This is a genomic window from Gulosibacter sp. 10, assembly GCF_900163695.1.
Lineage (GTDB): Bacteria > Actinomycetota > Actinomycetes > Actinomycetales > Microbacteriaceae > Gulosibacter.
Genome location: NZ_FUIC01000027.1, coordinates 1 through 15,973, shown reverse-complemented (window position 1 = coordinate 15,973; position 15,973 = coordinate 1). Strand labels below are relative to the sequence as shown.

The window sequence follows — 15,973 nt, the reverse complement described above, 5'->3', positions numbered from 1 at the left end:
GCTCGACGGATCCGGTGCTAGCGCAGCCCGGCACGCATCCCGTCCAGGTGCGCGCGGCTGATCGCCCGGGCCTCCTCCGCATCCCGCCGGGCGATCGCCTCGACGAGCTCGGCGTGGATGCGGTCGTCCGCGTCCGCCTCGAGGTGCCGGCCGAGGCGCAGCATGTCGATCATCGCCTGCCGCAGCCTCGGCACGAAGGAGTCGAAGAGCTCGAGCAGCACCGGGTTCTCGGCCGCCGCGACGATCGAGCGATGGAGGCGCATGTCCGCGTCCACGAGCCCCTCGATCTCCTCCGGGGCGCTCCGCCGGTCGGCGAACGCCCGGCGGATCGAGCGCATCGCGGCGGGCGAGCGCCGCTCCGCGGCCAGCGAGGCGGCCTCGGCCTCGATCGCGATCCGCGCCTCGATGACCGACGCGACGGCCGCCCGCCGCAGCACCTCGCCCCACTCCTCCGCGACGTCGAGGGCGGTCACGAACACGCCCGCCCCCTGCCGCGACTCGAGCACGCCTCGGCCCGCGAGCTGGCGGATGGCCTCCCGCACGGTGGAGCGGCCCACGCCGAGCTGCGGCCCCAGCGTCGTCTCGCCCGGCAGCCTGGCCCCGAGTTCCCATTCGCCCGAGCGGATGCGGTCGAGCAGCAGCTCCGCGGCCTGATCCGCGAGCGGGGTGCGCCTCACCTGCGCCATAGTGCACCTCTACTTGTCTGAGGAGTTGTGATACGGTCTCTCCATGTTCCCATCCGAGCTCCTTCTCCTTCGCCGCCACGGCGGGGCCTAGCCCGACCGGCTGCCCGCCGTGGAGTCCCGCCTCGGCCGGTCGCCCCGGCGCCGCGGATCCCCGCGCGGCGAAGCAGAAAGTCTCGAACCATGACCACCTCAGTATTCCCCAGCATCTCCACCCCCGCCGGCGCCATCCCGGCCGCCGCCCCGTCCTGGAACCGCCAGCGGGGCTCGCAGATGCCCTCACACCGATACGCCGACGCCTACTCGCGGGTCGAGGTGCCGCTCGCCGCCGAGGAGCGCGAATGGCCGACGCACAGGCTCGAGCGCGCTCCCCTCTGGGTGCCCGTCGACCTGCGCGACGGCAACCAGGCGCTGCCGGAGCCCATGGACCCCGCCCGCAAGCGCCGCCTCTTCGAGCTCATGGCGGCCATGGGCTACAAGGAGATCGAGGTGGGCTACCCGTCCGCCTCGCAGACGGACTACGACTTCGTGCGGCTCATCGCCGACACCGGCCTCGCGCCGGAGGACGTGACGATCGTGGTGTTCACCCCGGCCCGGCGGGATCTCATCGAGCGCACGGTCGCGTCGATCCGCGGCATCGCGAATCCGGTCGTGATCCACATGTACACCGCCACCGCGCCCGTCTGGCGCGAGACCGTGCTCGGCCGCGACGCCGAGGAGCTGACCCGGCTCATCCTCGACGGCGGGCGGGACGTGCTCGAGTTCGCGGGCGACCTGCCGAACGTGCGGTTCGAGTTCTCGCCCGAGGTGTTCAACCTCACCGAGCCCGGCTACGCGCTCGACGTCTGCGATGCGATGACCGACCTGTGGGATGCGCGCCCGGAGCGCCCGGTGATCCTCAACCTGCCCGCCACGGTCGAGATCGCGACGCCGAACGTGTACGCCGACCAGATCGAGTACATGCACAGGCGCCTCGCCCGGCGCGAGAGCGTCATCCTCTCGGTGCACCCGCACAACGACCGCGGCACCGGCATCGCGTGCGCCGAGCTCGCGATGCTGGCCGGGGCGCAGCGGATCGAGGGCTGCCTGTTCGGCAACGGCGAGCGCACCGGCAACGTCGACATCGCGACCCTCGCGCTGAACCTGCACGCCCAGGGCGTGGACCCGATGATCGACTTCTCCGACATCGACGAGATCCGCCGCACCGTCGAGTACGCCAACCGGGCCGAGGTGCCGGCCCGGCACCCCTACGTGGGCGACCTCGTGCACACCGCCTTCAGCGGCACGCATCAGGACGCGATCAGGAAGGGATTCGCCGAGCACCGCGCCCGCGCGGCGGCCGAGGGCCGCCCGGAGGGCGAGATCGCGTGGCGCGTCCCGTACCTGCCCATCGACCCGGCGGACATCGGTCGGAGCTACGACGCCGTGATCCGCGTCAACTCGCAGTCGGGCAAGGGCGGTATCGCCTACCTGCTGGAGGCGGAGTACGGCGTGGAGCTCCCCCGGCGCATGCAGATCGATTTCTCCCGCCACGTGCAGCGGCACGCCGACCGCACGGGGGACGAGGTCTCCGCGGAGGAGCTGTGGCGGCTCTTCCGCGACGCGTATGCGGCCGCGGATGGGGCGATCGCCCTCGTCGGCGCGGAGTCCTCCGACGTCGCGGGAGCGCCCCGCACGCGCCTGGACCTGCGCATCGACGGCGAGACCCGGTCGAGCGTCCACGACGGCGTCGGACCGGTCGAGGCGCTCACGGCGGCGCTGGCCGATCGCGGCGTCGGCCTCGACGTGCTGGCGCTGCACCAGACCAGCGTCGCCGCGGGCAGCGACAGCGAGGCGCTGACGATCATCGAGTACCGGGACCGGGCGGGCGGCGGAACCGGGTGGGCCGCGGCGAGCGACCGCTCCGTGCTGTCCGCGAGCCTGGCGGCGGTGATGGTCGCGGCGAACCGGACGGCGGGGGCTAGGGTGGCAGCAGCATGACTTCCGCAGAGATTCTTCGGCTGGAGGCGGTGGATTTCGTCCGGAGCTCCCGCCGCATCCTCAGCGACGTCGCGTTCACGGTCCGCTCCGGCGAGCACTGGGCGCTCATCGGCCCCAACGGGGCCGGCAAGAGCACGATCCTCAGCATATGCGGCGCGGAGCGGCATCCCACGAGCGGCACCGTATCCGTGCTCGGGCACCGGCTCGGCCGGGTCGAGATCCGCAGGCTGCGGGAGTCGATCGGGCACGTGAACCCGCGGCATCCGGTGCGCTCGCCGCTGACGGTGCGGGACGTGGTGCTCACCGGCGCCACCGGCACGACCGAGCGGATGATGCGCTGGGAGCCCACGCACGAGCAGGTGGAGCGCGCCGACCGCCTCATCGAGATGCTCGGCCTCGGCGCCCTCGAGGGCGCGACCTGGCCGACGATGTCGCAGGGCGAGCGCGGCCGGACGCTGATCGCCCGCGCGCTGCTCACCGATCCGCCGCTGCTGCTGCTCGACGAGCCGTCGACCGGCCTGGACGTGGCTGCGCGGGAGCAGCTGCTCGAGACCGTCGACCTGCTGCACCGCTCGCAGCCCGAGCTCGCGACGGTGCTCGTGACGCACCACTTCGAGGAGCTGCCCGAGACGACCAGCCACGCGATGCTCGTCAAGGAGGGCCGCGTGCTCGCCGCGGGCGCCGCGACCGACGTGCTCACCACCGAGCTCGTGACGGAGTGCTTCGACTACCCCATCGGGATCGAGCACCGGGAAGGCCGGTGGCAGGCCCGCGCGCGGCGGGCGAAGGCGGCGCCCGGCGCCCGATAGCGGCGCCCGCGCGAGGGCCGTCCGCTCTACGGTCTCCGCGCCTGGCAGCGGGTGCCCTCCACGGCCGATCTGCGGGGCCGCTTCGGCCGGCGCGCATAGGCTGAGCCCGGGAGACGCACCGGGGAGGCGGAGGGGTGATCGGCACGGCGACAGCGGCGGAGTGGTGGGCGCATGCGCTCGGCTTCGGACTGCTCGCCGCGCTCGCCTGCGGGGCGGTGCTGATCGCGGTGGAGTTCCTGGCCCCCTACGCGTTCCTCGACGACTATCCCGAGGACATCCGACGGGCCGCGCCCGAGCCGAGCCCCGGGCAGAAGCTCGCCGGGAGGATCGGCGGCATCCTGTTCGTGCTCGCCCTGCTCGGCGGCGTCGGCGGCGTGACCTGGTCCTGGGGCGCGACGCACCTCGGGGCAGGGTTCTTCGAACTGTCGCTCATGGCGCTCGTCGTGAGCGTCCTGTTCGCCCTCTTCGACATCCTCGTCGTCGACTGGCTCGTCATCTGCACCTGGCGACCCCGCCGACTCGTGTACCCCGGCACAGAGGACTGCGAGGGCTGGGGCGACTACCGCTTCCACGTGGACGAGCAGCTCCGGCCTCGAGCGCTCGCCGTGCTCGTCGGGTCGAGCGCCCTCATCGGCGCGGCGGTCTGGTGGCTCGCCTGAACGGCGCTCGCTTCACCGCCGGATGACCGCCGCCGCGCGGGAGCTCGTAGCGGGCCCCATCGCCGCTATGCGCCGACGTCGCCTCCCGTCAGCCCGTACCAGAGCAGGAGCGCGAACAGCACGACGCCGATGATCGTCGGCAGGAGGTACTTGCGCACGCGCCCCGTCCGCATCGGCGGATGGTCCGCGACGCCGCGCATCCCCCGCACCATCGGCCACACCGGCCACGTCGACACCGATCCCGCCACGTCGTCGACCATGCCCATCGTCTCGCGCCACCGATCTGCTGACCCCGTCGAGACGTCGCGACGGGAGTACAGGAACAGCCGGTCGCCCCTGATCTCCATGTCGAATCGCTTCGCGAGGCGCGCGAAGCGCTCGACGACCTCGGGGGTGAACAGCGCCCGTGCGATCGGCTCCGCCCCCTCCGCCGCCACGAGCGCGAACGAGCGCCCCGAGCCCACGTCCACGCGGTGGTCCTTGTGCGGAGGGTTCGGCAGCGTCAGCCCCAGCAGCGCCTGCGAATGCCGCGCGTCGAGGATCATGTGCGGCAGCGCGCCCGGCAGACCGATTGCGACGTACCCGCACCGGCGCCACACGTGCCGTCCCGCGCCCTCCGAGAACGAGAGGTTCCCGAACTCCACCGGCAGCCCTTTCCGGCGCCCGTTCAGCACGAGGAACCGGCTGTGCCCGTGCCCGTAGGCGAACGGCATGCCCGTGTATCCGGCGCCCGCCTTCCAGCGCCGGAACGACAGCCCGTTCGCCTCCGCGAACCGTGCGATCCGATACGCCGTCGCCGGCGACATGCGGCGCAGCGCGAGCGTACCCGCGATCGCCGCCGGCAAGCCCCCGATCACGGCCAGCGAGCCGCCCCATGCCGTCCCGTCGAGCCCTGTCATCGCGTCGACCGCGATGATCGCGACGCCGATCGCGACGAGGATCGTCCCGACGACCGCGACCGTGCGGAACATGCTCCGGCGCGACTCGACGTGCGCGGCGACGGCGGGGTCCTCGCCCGCGTCCCTCCCGAATCGCGCCTCGATATCGTCGTTCGACACGTGCAGCGACAACGGCGTCACGTCGATACTCGCGGCGTTCTGGGGGCGTTCACTCATCCGGACCGATTCTACGTTCTCGTCGACGCGACAGGCGTCGACGAGGTCGTCCGCCGTGCCGGAATCGGACGCCGCGCGCGCAATCCCGATCGACGCGGCTAGACGCGTGAGCGCTCCGCCGGCGCTCGATCCCCCGGCGGGCTCCCCGCGTCGCTCCGCCGGCGGGCGCGGCGCCGCAGCAGCGCGGTGAGCGCCGTGAGGTGCGGGAACTCCACGAGCATGCCGATGGCGATCGCGGCGACCACGGCCGGCTGGTCGGGCAGCGCGACCGCGGTGAGCCCGATCATCATGGGGGCGTTGCGCGCCGATGTCGTCATCACCACCGTCGTAGCGGCGGGGCCCTCGAGCCGCAGCCCGCGCGTCACCCCCTCCCCGATCGCGAAGATCGCGAGGAAGAAGAGGAACACGACCAGCAGCACCCAGCCGAACGCCCGCGCATCCTCGAGGATCACCCCGACGTTGGCCGCGAACAGGCAGACGATGAGCGCCGCGATCACGAACGGCGCGGCCGCATCCGCTCCCGCGATCACCCGGTCCCGCACCACGCGGGGCGCCGCGATCCGCAGTAGGGCCCGCCCGAGCAGCGCGGCGCCCGCGGGCAGCGCGAACCACGTCAGCATCGTGCCGAGCGCGTCGCCGAGCCCGATCCCCGCCTGCTCGCCCGCGAAGAGCGCCAGCCAGAACGAGTACAGCGCGAGCTGCAGGCCCATCTGCACGGGGATCAGCGCGGCTCCCGCCCGCGTGTCGCCGCCGGCGAGGCGGATGAATCCCAGGAACCAGTCCGTGCAGGGCGCGAGGCAGTAGACGAGCACGCCGAGCCGGAGCGCCTCGTCGGGCACGACCCGGGAGAGGAGGAGCGCGACCACGGGGACGACGAGGAAGTTGACGCCGACCGCGGCGAGCACGGTTCTCGGAGCGCCCCGCAGCCCCGCGACGCCGTCGAACCGGAGCGCGAAGACGATCGCGGCGACGAGCAGCAGCACGAGCGGATCCACCGCAGCGCCGAGCGCTTCGCCGGCGGAGGGCAGGAGGACGCCGATCGCGACCCCCGCGGCGATCGACGCCGCGAGCAGGACGGTGAGCGGCCAGGTGCGCGGCCGGTCGATCAGCATTCGCAGTCCGCGTCGCAGCTCGCGAGATCCTCGGTGAGCATCCCCGCCTCGCGCCAGGCCTCGAGGGCGTCGACGTTCCGGCCCAGGCGCTCGCCGATCACGCGCGCCACGTGGGCGAAGCGCTGCCGGAACTTGTAGACGAAGCAGAACTTCGCCTCGCCGTGGCGCAGCGAGGGGCCGGCGAGGAAGAGGTCGGGCGCGATCGTCGACTGATCCTCCTCGTCGACGAGTGGCCAGCCGTCCTCGCGGCGCTCGAAGAGCTCCGCGACCGGGCCGAGCCCGGGCCCGAATCCGGTCGCGGCCACGGGCCGGGAGTCCGAGGCCGCCCTCGTGCCGTCGTCGAGCGCGACCGCGAATCCGTCGCCGTCGGGCTTCACCCGCAGGGCGTTCGCGGCCAGCAGCTCGAGCCGGCCCGTCGCGAGGGCCGCCTCCAGCCGCATGCGCGAGCGCGGAGCGAGGCGGAAGGACGGGTCGGCGCCCGTTGCGGCGTCCCACGGCGTCGCGCGGTCCGCGATCGCGACGCGGCTCCCCCGCTCGACGTGGTGGCAGGCGATGTCCACGCCGGATTCGTACCCGCCGATGACGACGAGGCGCCCCTCGCGCGGACGCCAGGCGTCGGCGTCGCTCGAGTGGTCCACGAGGCCGAGGCCCGCGATCCTGGGCGGCTCCGGCGCGTGGAACTCGCCTCCGGCCCAGACGAGGGTCCGCGCGAGCACCGGCCCGCGCGAGGTCTCGACCTCGAAGCCGGCGTCCCGACGGCGCACGTGCGTCGCCTCCGTGCTGCGGAGCACGGGCAGCTCGAAGTGATGCGCCACGCTGCGGAGGTACTTCGCGTACTGCCGGCCGTTCGGGTAGTCGACGCCCAGCGTGTAGGCGGGAGAGGTCTTGGGATGGATGGCGTTGAGATCGGTGGCGCCGAACCCGTTCGCGGTGAACGAGGGCGTCAGGAAGGTCTGGGCCCGGGGCCAGTCGAGGAAGGTCTGGCCGATCTCGCCGCGGTCGATCACGCCGAAGCGGAGGTCCTCGACCGCCGCGAGCGCGAGGGCGGTGCCGATGCCCGCCGGGCCCGCGCCGATCACCAGCGCGTCGAGTGCGCGCGGTTGCGTCTGCATGGGAGCGCTTTCTAAGACGCCGAAGCGTCATGAAATGATAACTATTATCAGTAGAGTAGCGGCTCGGACGCCCGATCCGCCAACCGCAGCACCCACCGCAGACAGGACACCGCAGCGATGACCGACCCGTATCTGGCGACCGCGAGCGCCTACGACCTCTACGCCCTCCCCTATCGCGCCGAGATCGAGCGCGCGCTCGAGGCCGCCGTGCCGCTGTTCCGTCCCGACCGCGGGCCGATCCTCGAGATCGGCGCGGGGTCGGGCGCGAACGCCGGCTGGGTGCTCGATCGCCTCCCCGCCGCGCACGTGCTCGCGCTCGAGCCGAGCGCCGCGATGCGCAGCCTGGCGCTCGGCAGGATCGCCGGCCGCCCGGACTGGCATCCGCGCATCACCGTCCGCCCCGAGGGGTTCTTCGACCGGGATCTCCCGGCCGAGCTCGGCGGCGCGGTCGCGCTCGGCGTGCTCGGGCACTTCGACGTCGGGGAGCGCGCCGCGGTGCTCGCGGAGCTCGCGGCGCGCCTCCCGGCGGGCGGCGGCGTCGTGCTCGATCTGCAGGCGCCCGCGCGGCCGGCCCCCGTGGAGCCGTACGAGTTCACGGCGGCGACCGTGGGCGAGATCGCCTATCGGGGCATCGCGGAGGCGAGGCCGATCGGCGGCGAGGCGATGCGGTGGCGCATGACCTATATCGCCCTGGACGGAGACCGGGTGCTCACTGAGGAGACCACCGAGCACGTGTACCACCACCCGGCGCCCGAGACGTTCGACGCCGAGGCCGAGCGGGCGGGATTCGAGGCCCGACCCCTCGACGAGACGTCGACGTTCCGCCTGCTCGAGCGCCGCTGAACGCGTAGACGGCGGGGGCGAGAAGGATCTCGCGCCCCGCCGTCCGGCGATGCGGCCCCGCGAACGGGACTAGTGCTCGTCGTAGTGGTCGCCGTGGACCGCGTGCTTGTGGCCGTCGTGCAGGTAGTCCACGTGGTCGCCGTGCCGGACCGCCTCGTGCCCGCAGGCCTCGCCGTGCTCGTGCTCCGCGGGCGTGTGCTCCGCCGGGGCGTCGTGCTCGTCGTAGTGGTCCCCGTGCAGGGCATGGCGGTGCCCGTCGTGCAGGTAGTCCACGTGGTCGCCGTGCTGCACGGCCTCGTGCCCGCAGGCCTCGCCGTGCTCGTGCTCGGCGGTGTCGTGGTGGATGTCGTGGGTGTCGGTTGCGCTCATGGTCGTGCTGCTCCTTGATCGTGTCGGGTGGGATCGACCTCGGGGCCGTCGGGCTCCGAGGCGGGCTCTCGGACGTGCACCAGCGCATCCGAGATGACATGGGAGACGTGCAGGTCGGCCAGCGAGTAGGTCGACTCCTTGCCGGACCGGCTCACCGCCACGAGCCCGGCGCTCCGCAGTGTGCGGAGGTGCTGGGACACGAGCGGCTGCGACATGCCCGTCTCGGCGACGAGGGCGCCGACGGTACGGGGCTCCTCGCCCAGCAGCCGCAGCAGCCACAGGCGCGATTCGTGCCCCAGCACCTTGAAGAGCTGCGCCGCCTCGGGCAGTCCTGCCTCCATCTCCATACCCCCACTCCATCATACATATAAACAAATTGCAATATGACTATTTCAAGGTTCGCGAGCCGGGCGCCCCGGTTCGGGCGCCGCCGACCCTATTCTCCGCCGTGCTGGTGCCCGCCCGCGTCGGGCAGCCGTTCGGGCGCGTCCTCGCCGGGCGCGATCACGACGAACTGGCCCATCATCCCCTCGTCCTCGTGCAGCAGCATGTGGCAGTGGAACATGTACGCGTGCTCGGCGTCGGCGTAGTCCTCGAACCGCATGAGCAGCAGATAGCGGCGGTTCGGCTCGAGGTACACCGTGTCCTTGCGCCCCGCCAGCTCGGGCGGCGGCGCCTCCCCGTCCACCGAGACGATCCGGAACTGCACGTCGTGCACGTGGAAGCTGTGCGGGATCGGCTCGGTGCTGCGCACCTCCCAGAGCTCGGTCTCGTCCAGCCGGGCGACGACGTCGATGCGCTCCATGTCCATCCGCCGGCCGTTGATCTCGCGGCCGGAGAGCGTGAAATCGCGGATGCGCGCCACGTCCTGCTCGTGCAGCGCGTCCTCCTCCGCGTGCGCGGATTCCGGCCAGTCGGGTTCAGGTGAGGGCGCGAGCTCCTCGTCGGCCCGGAGCTCGAGCACGTCGAAGGCCGCCTCGCCGCCCATGACCCCCGGCACCGCGACGCCGCCGAGGTCCGCCTCGGCGGAGCGCAGGCGGACGGTCTCCCCGGGCTCGAGCCGGAGCACGATCTCGGCCCGCTCGCCCGGTGCGAGCCGCAGCGCATCGAGGCCCACCGGCTCCGGCAGCAGCCCGCCGTCGCCGGCGATCATCGTCATCTCGTGCCCCGGCACCGTGAACTGGGACGTCCTCGCGGTCGAGCCGTTGAGCAGCCGCAGCCGGATCCGCTCGGTCGTCACCTCGTGGTAGGCGCCCACGGCGCCGTTGGCGAGAATCGTGTCGCCGAGCTCCCCGGGCTCCGCGCCGTCCTGCTCGAACCGGAACCGGCCCTCCTCGTCGAAGGAGCGGTCCTGCACGATGACGGGCACGTCGTCCACCCCGTACTCCCGCGGCAGCGCCGCCTCGGCCGTAGCGTCGTCCTCGATGAGGAACATGCCCGCGAGGCCGTTGTGCACGTGCGCCTCCGTCGCGCCGTGCGGATGCGGGTGGTACCAGAGCGTGGCCGCGGGCTGGTCGATCGTCCACTCCGGCCGCCAGTCGCCGCCCGGCTCGATCTCCTGATGCGGGCCGCCGTCCATCGCCGCGGGCAGGTGCATCCCGTGCCAGTGGACGCTCGTGGGCTCGTCGAGCGCGTTCGCGACCTCCACGGCCACCTGCTCGCCGCGCTCGGCCCGCAGCGTGGGGCCCAGGAAATCGCCGTCGAAGCCCCAGGTGGGCGTGGCCGTGCCCGGCTCGGTCGCCGGGGCGAACTCCTGCTCCCCCGCCTGCGCGGTCAGGCTGAACACGCGCACGCCGTCCTCGACGCGGGATTCGGCGAGCGGCGGGATCGGCAGCGGCCGCTCGAACCCGTGCTCGACGACGGGTCGCACCGGGCCGGTGCCGGGGATGACGCCGCAGCCGCTCAGCGCCGCCGCGCCGAGCAGCGCGAGCGCGACGGGGCCGGCGAGCGCCCGGAGGCCTCGGACCGTCATCGCCGCTCCCCGCCGCGGATCGCCTGCAGCCCCCAGGCGGCGAGCCCGGCCAGCGCTCCCCAGCCGGCCTGCGTGCCGATCGCGAAGGGCAGCGCCCAGCCCGGCGCCCCGCCGCCGAGCAGGAGGGCCACCAGCTGCCAGAGCAGCCCGGTCGCGACGCCCACGAGGGTGAGGGTGAGCACCGGCCGCGGGAAGCCGCCGAGGCCCACGACCCCGATCCAGCAGAGGCCCGTGATGCCGAGGACGAGCGCGGCCCGCACGGGGCCCTGGGGGATGCCGGTGAGCTCGGCGAGCGGCCAGAGCAGGCCGAGCGCCGACAGGCCGAGGATCAGCGGCCAGTTCGGGCGCTTCCCGGTCCGGATCGGACGGGGATTCGGGTGCGGATTCGGGTTCTGGTTCGGTGCGGTGTCGTGCATGCTGCCACCCTCCGTCCGGCGCCGCGCCCCGCGCATCCGGAGCGGGGCGCGGCTCGTGTCGCCCGCGGACGACATCCGGTGTCGCCCCGGGGCGACGATGCGGCGAGGCGGCGCCCGATCCCGCGAGTCGCGCCGCCGGGCTGCCTAGGGTGGAGGCATGACCGATGCGGAAGGACGACTGCGGGACCGGCTCGTGGAGTCGCTGCTCGCCTGCGGCGCCCTGCTCGTGCTGTGCGTGCTCGTGCTCGCCGCCGAGCCCGAGGCCACCCCCGCGGCCTTCCTGGCCGTGGCCGGCTTCGGGGCGCTGGCGGTGCTCGGCGCGCGACTGCCGCGCCTCGCGCTCGTGCTCACCGTGCTCGGCATCTTCGCCTACTACACGGTCGATCTGCCGCCGCTCGGCATGGTGCTGCCTGCGACCGCCTCGCTCTACCTCGCCGCTGCCCGCGGGCGCACGATCTGGGCCGCCGGCGGCGCGGCCGTGCTGCTGGCGATCGCCACCTACTTCCGCCTCACCGGCGGCGACGATTCGGCCCGCTTCGCGCCCTACGAGTACGTGACCGAGGTGGCCCTCGCGGCGGCCGCGATCGCCCTCGGCCTCGCCACGAGGCTCGCGCGCGAGCGCCGCAGGCAGGCCCAGCGCATCGCCGAGCTGGTCGCCGCCGAGCAGGCCCATGCCGTCGAGCGACAGCTCGACGAGCAGCGGCTGCGCATCGCCCGCGACCTGCACGACAGCGTCGGGCACGGCCTCACCGTCGCGGCGCTCCACGCCTCGGTGGCCGCGGAGGAGCTCGAGACGGCGGACGCATCCGCCGCGGCCCGCGAGGCGGTCGAGCTGGTGCGGACCGCCAACGCGGGCACGCTGCGGGAGCTGCGGCACGCGGTGCGGACGCTGCGCTCCGACCGGCCCGGCGCGGGAGACCCGGGGCTGGATGAGTCGAGCGCGGACCCGTCCGGGGAGGACGATCCCGGCGCGGGCGCGCCCGACGCGGATCCACTCGGCGCGGACCCGCTCGACACGGATCCACTCGGCGCGGCGCCCCTCGTCCGCACCGCGGAGCAGGCCGGGATCCTCGCGACCGTCGACATCGGCGCACTGCCGCCGCTGCCGCCGGAGCTGGCCGCGGCGGCACGCGGCATCCTCACCGAGGCCGTGACGAACGTGCTGCGCCATGCCGGCGCGCGGGAGCTCCGCATCGCGGCCCGCGCAGCCGAAGGCGGCCTCGAGCTCGAGGTGGTGGACGACGGCGCCGGGGCCTCCTCGCTGCGCGGCGGCAGCGGCGTGCCGGGGATGCGCGAGCGGGCCGAGCTGCTCGGCGGCGCCCTGCGGGTGCGGAGCCGGCCCGGCCGCGGCTGCGCGGTGCGGGCGAGGCTGCCGCTCGGCGCCGGCGCCGGCTCCGGCTCCGGCGCCGGCGAGGGGGCGGCGCCGTGATCCGCATCCTGCTGGTCGACGATCAGGAGCTCGTGCGCGCCGGGCTGCGGCCCCTCGCCGAGCGCGACGGCGACATCTCGGTGGTCGGCGAGGCGGCGGACGGCCGGAGCGCGATCGCCCGCTGCCGGGAGCTGCGCCCCGACGTGGTGCTCATGGACCTGAGCATGCCGGGGATGAACGGCGTCGAGGCGACGCGCGAGCTGGCGGCCGACCCGGAGCTCGCGTCGACCGGGGTGCTGGTGCTCACGACCTTCGACGACGACGCCGATCTGTTCGACGCCATCCGCGCCGGCGCCGATGGCTACCTCCTCAAGGACGTCTCCCCCGCCGAGCTCCGCAGGGCGATCCGCGCCGTGGCCGCGGGCGGCTCGCTGCTCGACCCCGCCGTCGCCGGCCGCGTGATGCGCGCCGCGACCGCGGGCCGCGGCGCCGCGCTCCCGGCCGAGCTCACGGAGCGGGAGGCGGAGGTGTTCGCGCTCGTCGGCCGGGGCCTCAGCAATGAGGAGATCGCGAAGGCGCTGTTCCTCAGCCCGGCCACGGCCCGGACCTACGTGAGCCGCCTGCTCGCGAAGCTCGACGCCCGGGATCGCGCCGCGCTGATCGTCCTCGCCTACGAGACCGGGGCCGTGCGCCCCGGCGACCGCTGACCGCATCCGCCGGCCGTGCCGCTGCCCGCAGCGGATCCGCCGTGAGCAGCATCCGGCCCGCCGGCCCGCCCGCTCCCGCAGGCTCGAGGCATGAACGATGCACCCAAGCCTCCCGTGTTCACCGAGACCGTGCGGCGCGAACTCTTCGAGCAGCGGATCCTCGTGCTCGACGGCGCCCTGGACGACGACAACGGCACGCTGCTCGCGACGCAGCTCGTGGCGCTCGCCGTCGAGGACCCGGCCGCCGATATCGCGCTGTGGATCCACTCCCCCGGCGGCTCCGTGCCCGCCATGCTCGCGATCCGCGACCTGATGCGGCTCATCCCCAACGACGTCGCCACGCTGGCCCTCGGCATCGCGTACAGCGCGGGCCAGTTCCTGCTCACCTCGGGCGCGCCCGGCAAGCGGCGGGCGCTGCCGCACGCGCGCATCCTCATGCACCAGGGGTCCGCGGGCATCGGCGGCTCGACCGTGGACGTGGAGCTGCAGGCCGGCGACCTGCGCCACACCCGCGACACGCTCCTCGCCCTGACCGCGGCCGACACGGGGCGGCCCGTGGAGCAGGTCTTCGAGGACTCGCTGCACGACCACTGGTACAGCGCCGAGGAGGCCCGGGAGTACGGCTTCGTCGACGCGATCGTCGAGCGCTTCGAGGAGATCCTGCCCCGCGGCCTGCGCAGCACCGGCTTCGCCGTCGCCGACGCGGACGCCGATCGGGCCGGTACCGAGCAGGAGCAGACCGATGAGCACTAGCTACACGATTCCCAACGTCGTCTCGCAGCACCCCCGTGGCGATCGGATCATGGATGTGTACTCGCACCTGCTCACCGAGCGCATCATCTACCTGGGCACCGCGATCGACGCCGGCGTGGCGAACACGATCATCGCGCAGCTCCTCTACCTCGAGTCGACCGGCGCCGACAGCGACATCCAGTTCTACATCAACTGCGAGGACGGCGATCCGAGCGCGATGCTCGCGATCTACGACACGATGCGGTTCATCCGCGCCGATGTCGCGACCACGTGCGTGGGCCAGGCCGTGGGCGTCGGCGCGGTGCTCCTCGCGGCGGGCGCCGCCGGCAAGCGGATGGCCCTGCCGCACACGCGCATCGTGCTGCATCAGCCCGGCAACCAGGGGCGGCGCGGCACCATCCCCGAGCTCATCCTGCAGGCCGACGAGGCGGTGCGCATCCGCGCCGAGCTCGAGGGCGTCCTCGCCCGCCACACGGGCCGGCCCGCCGAGCGGCTGCGCACCGACACCGACCACGACCGCGTGTTCACCGCGGCACAGGCGCAGGAGTACGGGCTGCTCGACCACGTGATCGAGCACCGCTGAGCGCGGCCGCTACGCCGCGAGTGCGAGCACCCGGGCGGATCCCGTCTGCGGGCTCGCGCCCGCGGCGCCGGCATCGGCCCGGAGGCGGTTCGAGACGGACTCGGCGAGGTCGAGCAGCGTCGATTCGAGCGCGCCGGCCACGGCCGCGATCATCTCGCTCGAGGGCTCCTTGCGTCCACGCTCGATCTCCGAGAGGTACTGCGGCGAGACCCCCGCCCGCGAGGCCGTGTCCTCGAGGCGCTCGCCGCGCTCGTGCCGGCGGCGGCGCAGCTCCTCGCCCAGCAGGTGCCGCCAGAGCGGCTCGGGACGGTCGTCGCGCGCGGAGCGGATCGGCACGACCCGGCCGGCTTCTTCGACTGACTTGCGCATACTCGATGCTAACCGGCGGGCCGGGGACGCCGCGGGCGTTCTGCTCTGGGCAGAACGCGCCCGGCGCGGCCCGGCGTCATCCGGTCGCGGGACGGCGGTGCGGCGGTCAGCCCTCGCCGTCGTGCCGGGCGGCGCTGCTCGAGAGCCGCGGCCCGAGCTTCCCGAAGACGAGGCAGAGCACGGACCACAGCACCGCGCCCGTCAGCAGGAAGAGGCAGATCGCGGTCATGACGACGAGCGGGATGCCGGCGGGCAGGACGGCTTTCAGGGACAGGCGCATCCCCGAATCGACGCGCTCGCAGCGCTCCCCCGGAGCCGGTGTCGCTCATCGCGCCGCGGCCCGCGCTCGAGGAGGGACTAGCGGCGGTCCGCGACTGGAGCAGTCGTACCCGCTTGCGGCAGATCCTTGGTGGATGCCAGTGCTCCGACTCACCGCAAAGCGGACAACCCGTGCGCTGAAGATGCAGCGGGGGGCGAAATATCCCTGATACCTCGGTGAGAAGCACATTCCAAGAAGGGAAGCGACTCAAGGGGAACTAAAAAGAATACATCGATATTTGTGGCGTATAATGTCCGGGCAGTCGTGAACAACACAACTGGCGCAATTATTACCGTTACGAAATCTCACGTCGGAGGAGGCGCAGACGGCCGATGAATATCGAATACGACCCAGAAGCTAACGCGGCTTATATCCCCCTGAGCCAAAGCTCGAACGGCGGCGTCGAATACACCGCCACCGGCATAACTCCCCCTCTGGGGGAAGGTGAGATCAATCTTGACTTCAACGGCAACGGACAACTTATCGGAATAGAAATAATAGGCGCAAGGAGTCTCCTCAGGCCTGAAGATATTGAAAACACACCCCCAACAAAGGATGATTAGCCGTCAATAACCGACTCATCAAGATTACGCTATCTTCACTCTTTGGCCTCTAAGATTTCAGCATAGAAATGAGTGCAGGCCGGCCTACATCACGGACCCTATCTACTCTTGCCATATGTGAATTGGCAGAGCGAGCGTTTTGCTGCTCACAGATTCTCCATGATTCCACGGTGGAACGATCTAGTTGTACCCGGTCAGGAGGTTGGTGGCGGTGTTGGGGTTGCGGAAGGGGAGAACCTC

General features: G+C 72.8%; 19 protein-coding genes. 9 read left to right on the top strand and 10 right to left on the bottom strand.

Annotation, left to right across the window (positions count from 1 at the left end; all coding sequences use genetic code 11):
• Positions 1–17: 17 nt before the first annotated feature.
• Positions 18–686: a FadR/GntR family transcriptional regulator gene (locus FM112_RS10370; protein WP_087007216.1), complete on the bottom strand. Its 669-nt coding sequence runs from the start codon at positions 684–686 to the stop codon at positions 18–20.
• 180 nt (positions 687–866) lie between these two features.
• Between FM112_RS10370 and FM112_RS10365 the strand changes: the two genes are divergently transcribed.
• The 3 genes from FM112_RS10365 (at position 867) to FM112_RS10355 (ending at position 4,131) form a co-directional block, all read left to right on the top strand.
• Positions 867–2,663: a 2-isopropylmalate synthase gene (locus FM112_RS10365; RefSeq protein WP_087007214.1), complete on the top strand. Its 1,797-nt coding sequence runs from the start codon at positions 867–869 to the stop codon at positions 2,661–2,663.
• Positions 2,660–3,472, top strand: coding sequence for an ABC transporter ATP-binding protein (locus FM112_RS10360; RefSeq protein WP_087007211.1), 813 nt, complete (start codon positions 2,660–2,662; stop codon positions 3,470–3,472). The genes FM112_RS10365 and FM112_RS10360 overlap by 4 nt, the downstream gene beginning before the upstream one ends.
• A 134-nt stretch (positions 3,473–3,606) precedes the next feature.
• Entirely contained in the window at positions 3,607–4,131 is a 525-nt protein-coding gene (locus FM112_RS10355; RefSeq protein ID WP_087007209.1) for a hypothetical protein, read from the top strand.
• A gap of 65 nt (positions 4,132–4,196) precedes the next feature.
• Here the strand turns inward: FM112_RS10355 and FM112_RS10350 are convergent, their stop codons facing one another.
• From FM112_RS10350 to FM112_RS10340, 3 genes are all read right to left on the bottom strand, one after another.
• On the bottom strand, positions 4,197–5,246 hold the full coding sequence (locus tag FM112_RS10350; RefSeq protein WP_140400655.1) for a hypothetical protein: 1,050 nt from the start codon (positions 5,244–5,246) through the stop codon (positions 4,197–4,199).
• A 98-nt stretch (positions 5,247–5,344) separates the two neighbouring features.
• Positions 5,345–6,358 carry an arsenic resistance protein gene (locus FM112_RS10345; RefSeq protein ID WP_087007205.1) on the bottom strand — a complete coding sequence of 338 codons (1,014 nt, stop codon included), beginning with the start codon at positions 6,356–6,358 and terminating at the stop codon, positions 5,345–5,347.
• A complete protein-coding gene (locus FM112_RS10340) occupies positions 6,352–7,470 on the bottom strand; it encodes an NAD(P)/FAD-dependent oxidoreductase (RefSeq protein WP_087007203.1) in 1,119 nt (372 codons plus the stop codon). The genes FM112_RS10345 and FM112_RS10340 overlap by 7 nt, the downstream gene beginning before the upstream one ends.
• A gap of 117 nt (positions 7,471–7,587) precedes the next feature.
• On the opposite strand from FM112_RS10340, the gene FM112_RS10335 reads away from it, so the two are divergent.
• Positions 7,588–8,313 carry a trans-aconitate 2-methyltransferase gene (locus FM112_RS10335; protein WP_087007201.1) on the top strand — a complete coding sequence of 242 codons (726 nt, stop codon included), beginning with the start codon at positions 7,588–7,590 and terminating at the stop codon, positions 8,311–8,313.
• 69 nt (positions 8,314–8,382) lie between these two features.
• Here FM112_RS10335 and FM112_RS10330 read toward each other — a convergent pair whose 3' ends face one another.
• The 4 genes from FM112_RS10330 to FM112_RS10315 all read right to left on the bottom strand — a co-directional run bounded on the left by FM112_RS10330 (position 8,383) and on the right by FM112_RS10315 (position 11,070).
• A complete protein-coding gene (locus tag FM112_RS10330; RefSeq protein ID WP_087007199.1) occupies positions 8,383–8,682 on the bottom strand; it encodes a hypothetical protein in 300 nt (99 codons plus the stop codon).
• Positions 8,679–9,029, bottom strand: a complete 351-nt coding sequence (locus FM112_RS10325; RefSeq protein WP_087007197.1) for a helix-turn-helix transcriptional regulator — start codon at positions 9,027–9,029, stop codon at positions 8,679–8,681. The genes FM112_RS10330 and FM112_RS10325 overlap by 4 nt, the downstream gene beginning before the upstream one ends.
• Before the next feature lie 89 nt (positions 9,030–9,118).
• Positions 9,119–10,654: a multicopper oxidase family protein gene (locus FM112_RS10320; RefSeq protein WP_087007195.1), complete on the bottom strand. Its 1,536-nt coding sequence runs from the start codon at positions 10,652–10,654 to the stop codon at positions 9,119–9,121.
• The gene (locus FM112_RS10315; protein ID WP_087007193.1) at positions 10,651–11,070 is read right to left on the bottom strand and encodes a hypothetical protein; all 420 of its coding nucleotides are present in this window, start codon (positions 11,068–11,070) and stop codon (positions 10,651–10,653) included. The genes FM112_RS10320 and FM112_RS10315 overlap by 4 nt, the downstream gene beginning before the upstream one ends.
• A 157-nt stretch (positions 11,071–11,227) precedes the next feature.
• On the opposite strand from FM112_RS10315, the gene FM112_RS10310 reads away from it, so the two are divergent.
• From FM112_RS10310 to FM112_RS10295, 4 genes are all read left to right on the top strand, one after another.
• Positions 11,228–12,499 carry a sensor histidine kinase gene (locus FM112_RS10310; protein WP_087007191.1) on the top strand — a complete coding sequence of 424 codons (1,272 nt, stop codon included), beginning with the start codon at positions 11,228–11,230 and terminating at the stop codon, positions 12,497–12,499.
• Positions 12,496–13,146: a response regulator transcription factor gene (locus FM112_RS10305; RefSeq protein ID WP_087007189.1), complete on the top strand. Its 651-nt coding sequence runs from the start codon at positions 12,496–12,498 to the stop codon at positions 13,144–13,146. Before FM112_RS10310 ends, FM112_RS10305 begins: the two co-directional genes overlap by 4 nt.
• 90 nt (positions 13,147–13,236) lie before the next feature.
• Positions 13,237–13,899: a ClpP family protease gene (locus FM112_RS10300; protein WP_087007187.1), complete on the top strand. Its 663-nt coding sequence runs from the start codon at positions 13,237–13,239 to the stop codon at positions 13,897–13,899.
• Positions 13,889–14,482 (top strand): ClpP family protease, encoded by a 594-nt coding sequence (locus FM112_RS10295; RefSeq protein ID WP_087007185.1) that lies wholly within the window; start codon positions 13,889–13,891, stop codon positions 14,480–14,482. Before FM112_RS10300 ends, FM112_RS10295 begins: the two co-directional genes overlap by 11 nt.
• Positions 14,483–14,491: 9 nt before the next feature.
• Here FM112_RS10295 and FM112_RS10290 read toward each other — a convergent pair whose 3' ends face one another.
• Together FM112_RS10290 and FM112_RS17255 are read right to left on the bottom strand one after the other, a co-directional pair.
• Positions 14,492–14,851, bottom strand: coding sequence for a helix-turn-helix domain-containing protein (locus FM112_RS10290; RefSeq protein WP_087007183.1), 360 nt, complete (start codon positions 14,849–14,851; stop codon positions 14,492–14,494).
• Between the two features lie 106 nt (positions 14,852–14,957).
• Complete coding sequence (locus FM112_RS17255; protein WP_176386783.1) at positions 14,958–15,131, bottom strand: hypothetical protein; 174 nt, start codon at positions 15,129–15,131, stop codon at positions 14,958–14,960.
• A gap of 371 nt (positions 15,132–15,502) precedes the next feature.
• Here FM112_RS17255 and FM112_RS10285 point away from each other — a divergent pair, with 371 nt between their 5' ends.
• Positions 15,503–15,733: a DUF2283 domain-containing protein gene (locus FM112_RS10285; protein ID WP_087007181.1), complete on the top strand. Its 231-nt coding sequence runs from the start codon at positions 15,503–15,505 to the stop codon at positions 15,731–15,733.
• Positions 15,734–15,973 lie beyond the last annotated feature (240 nt).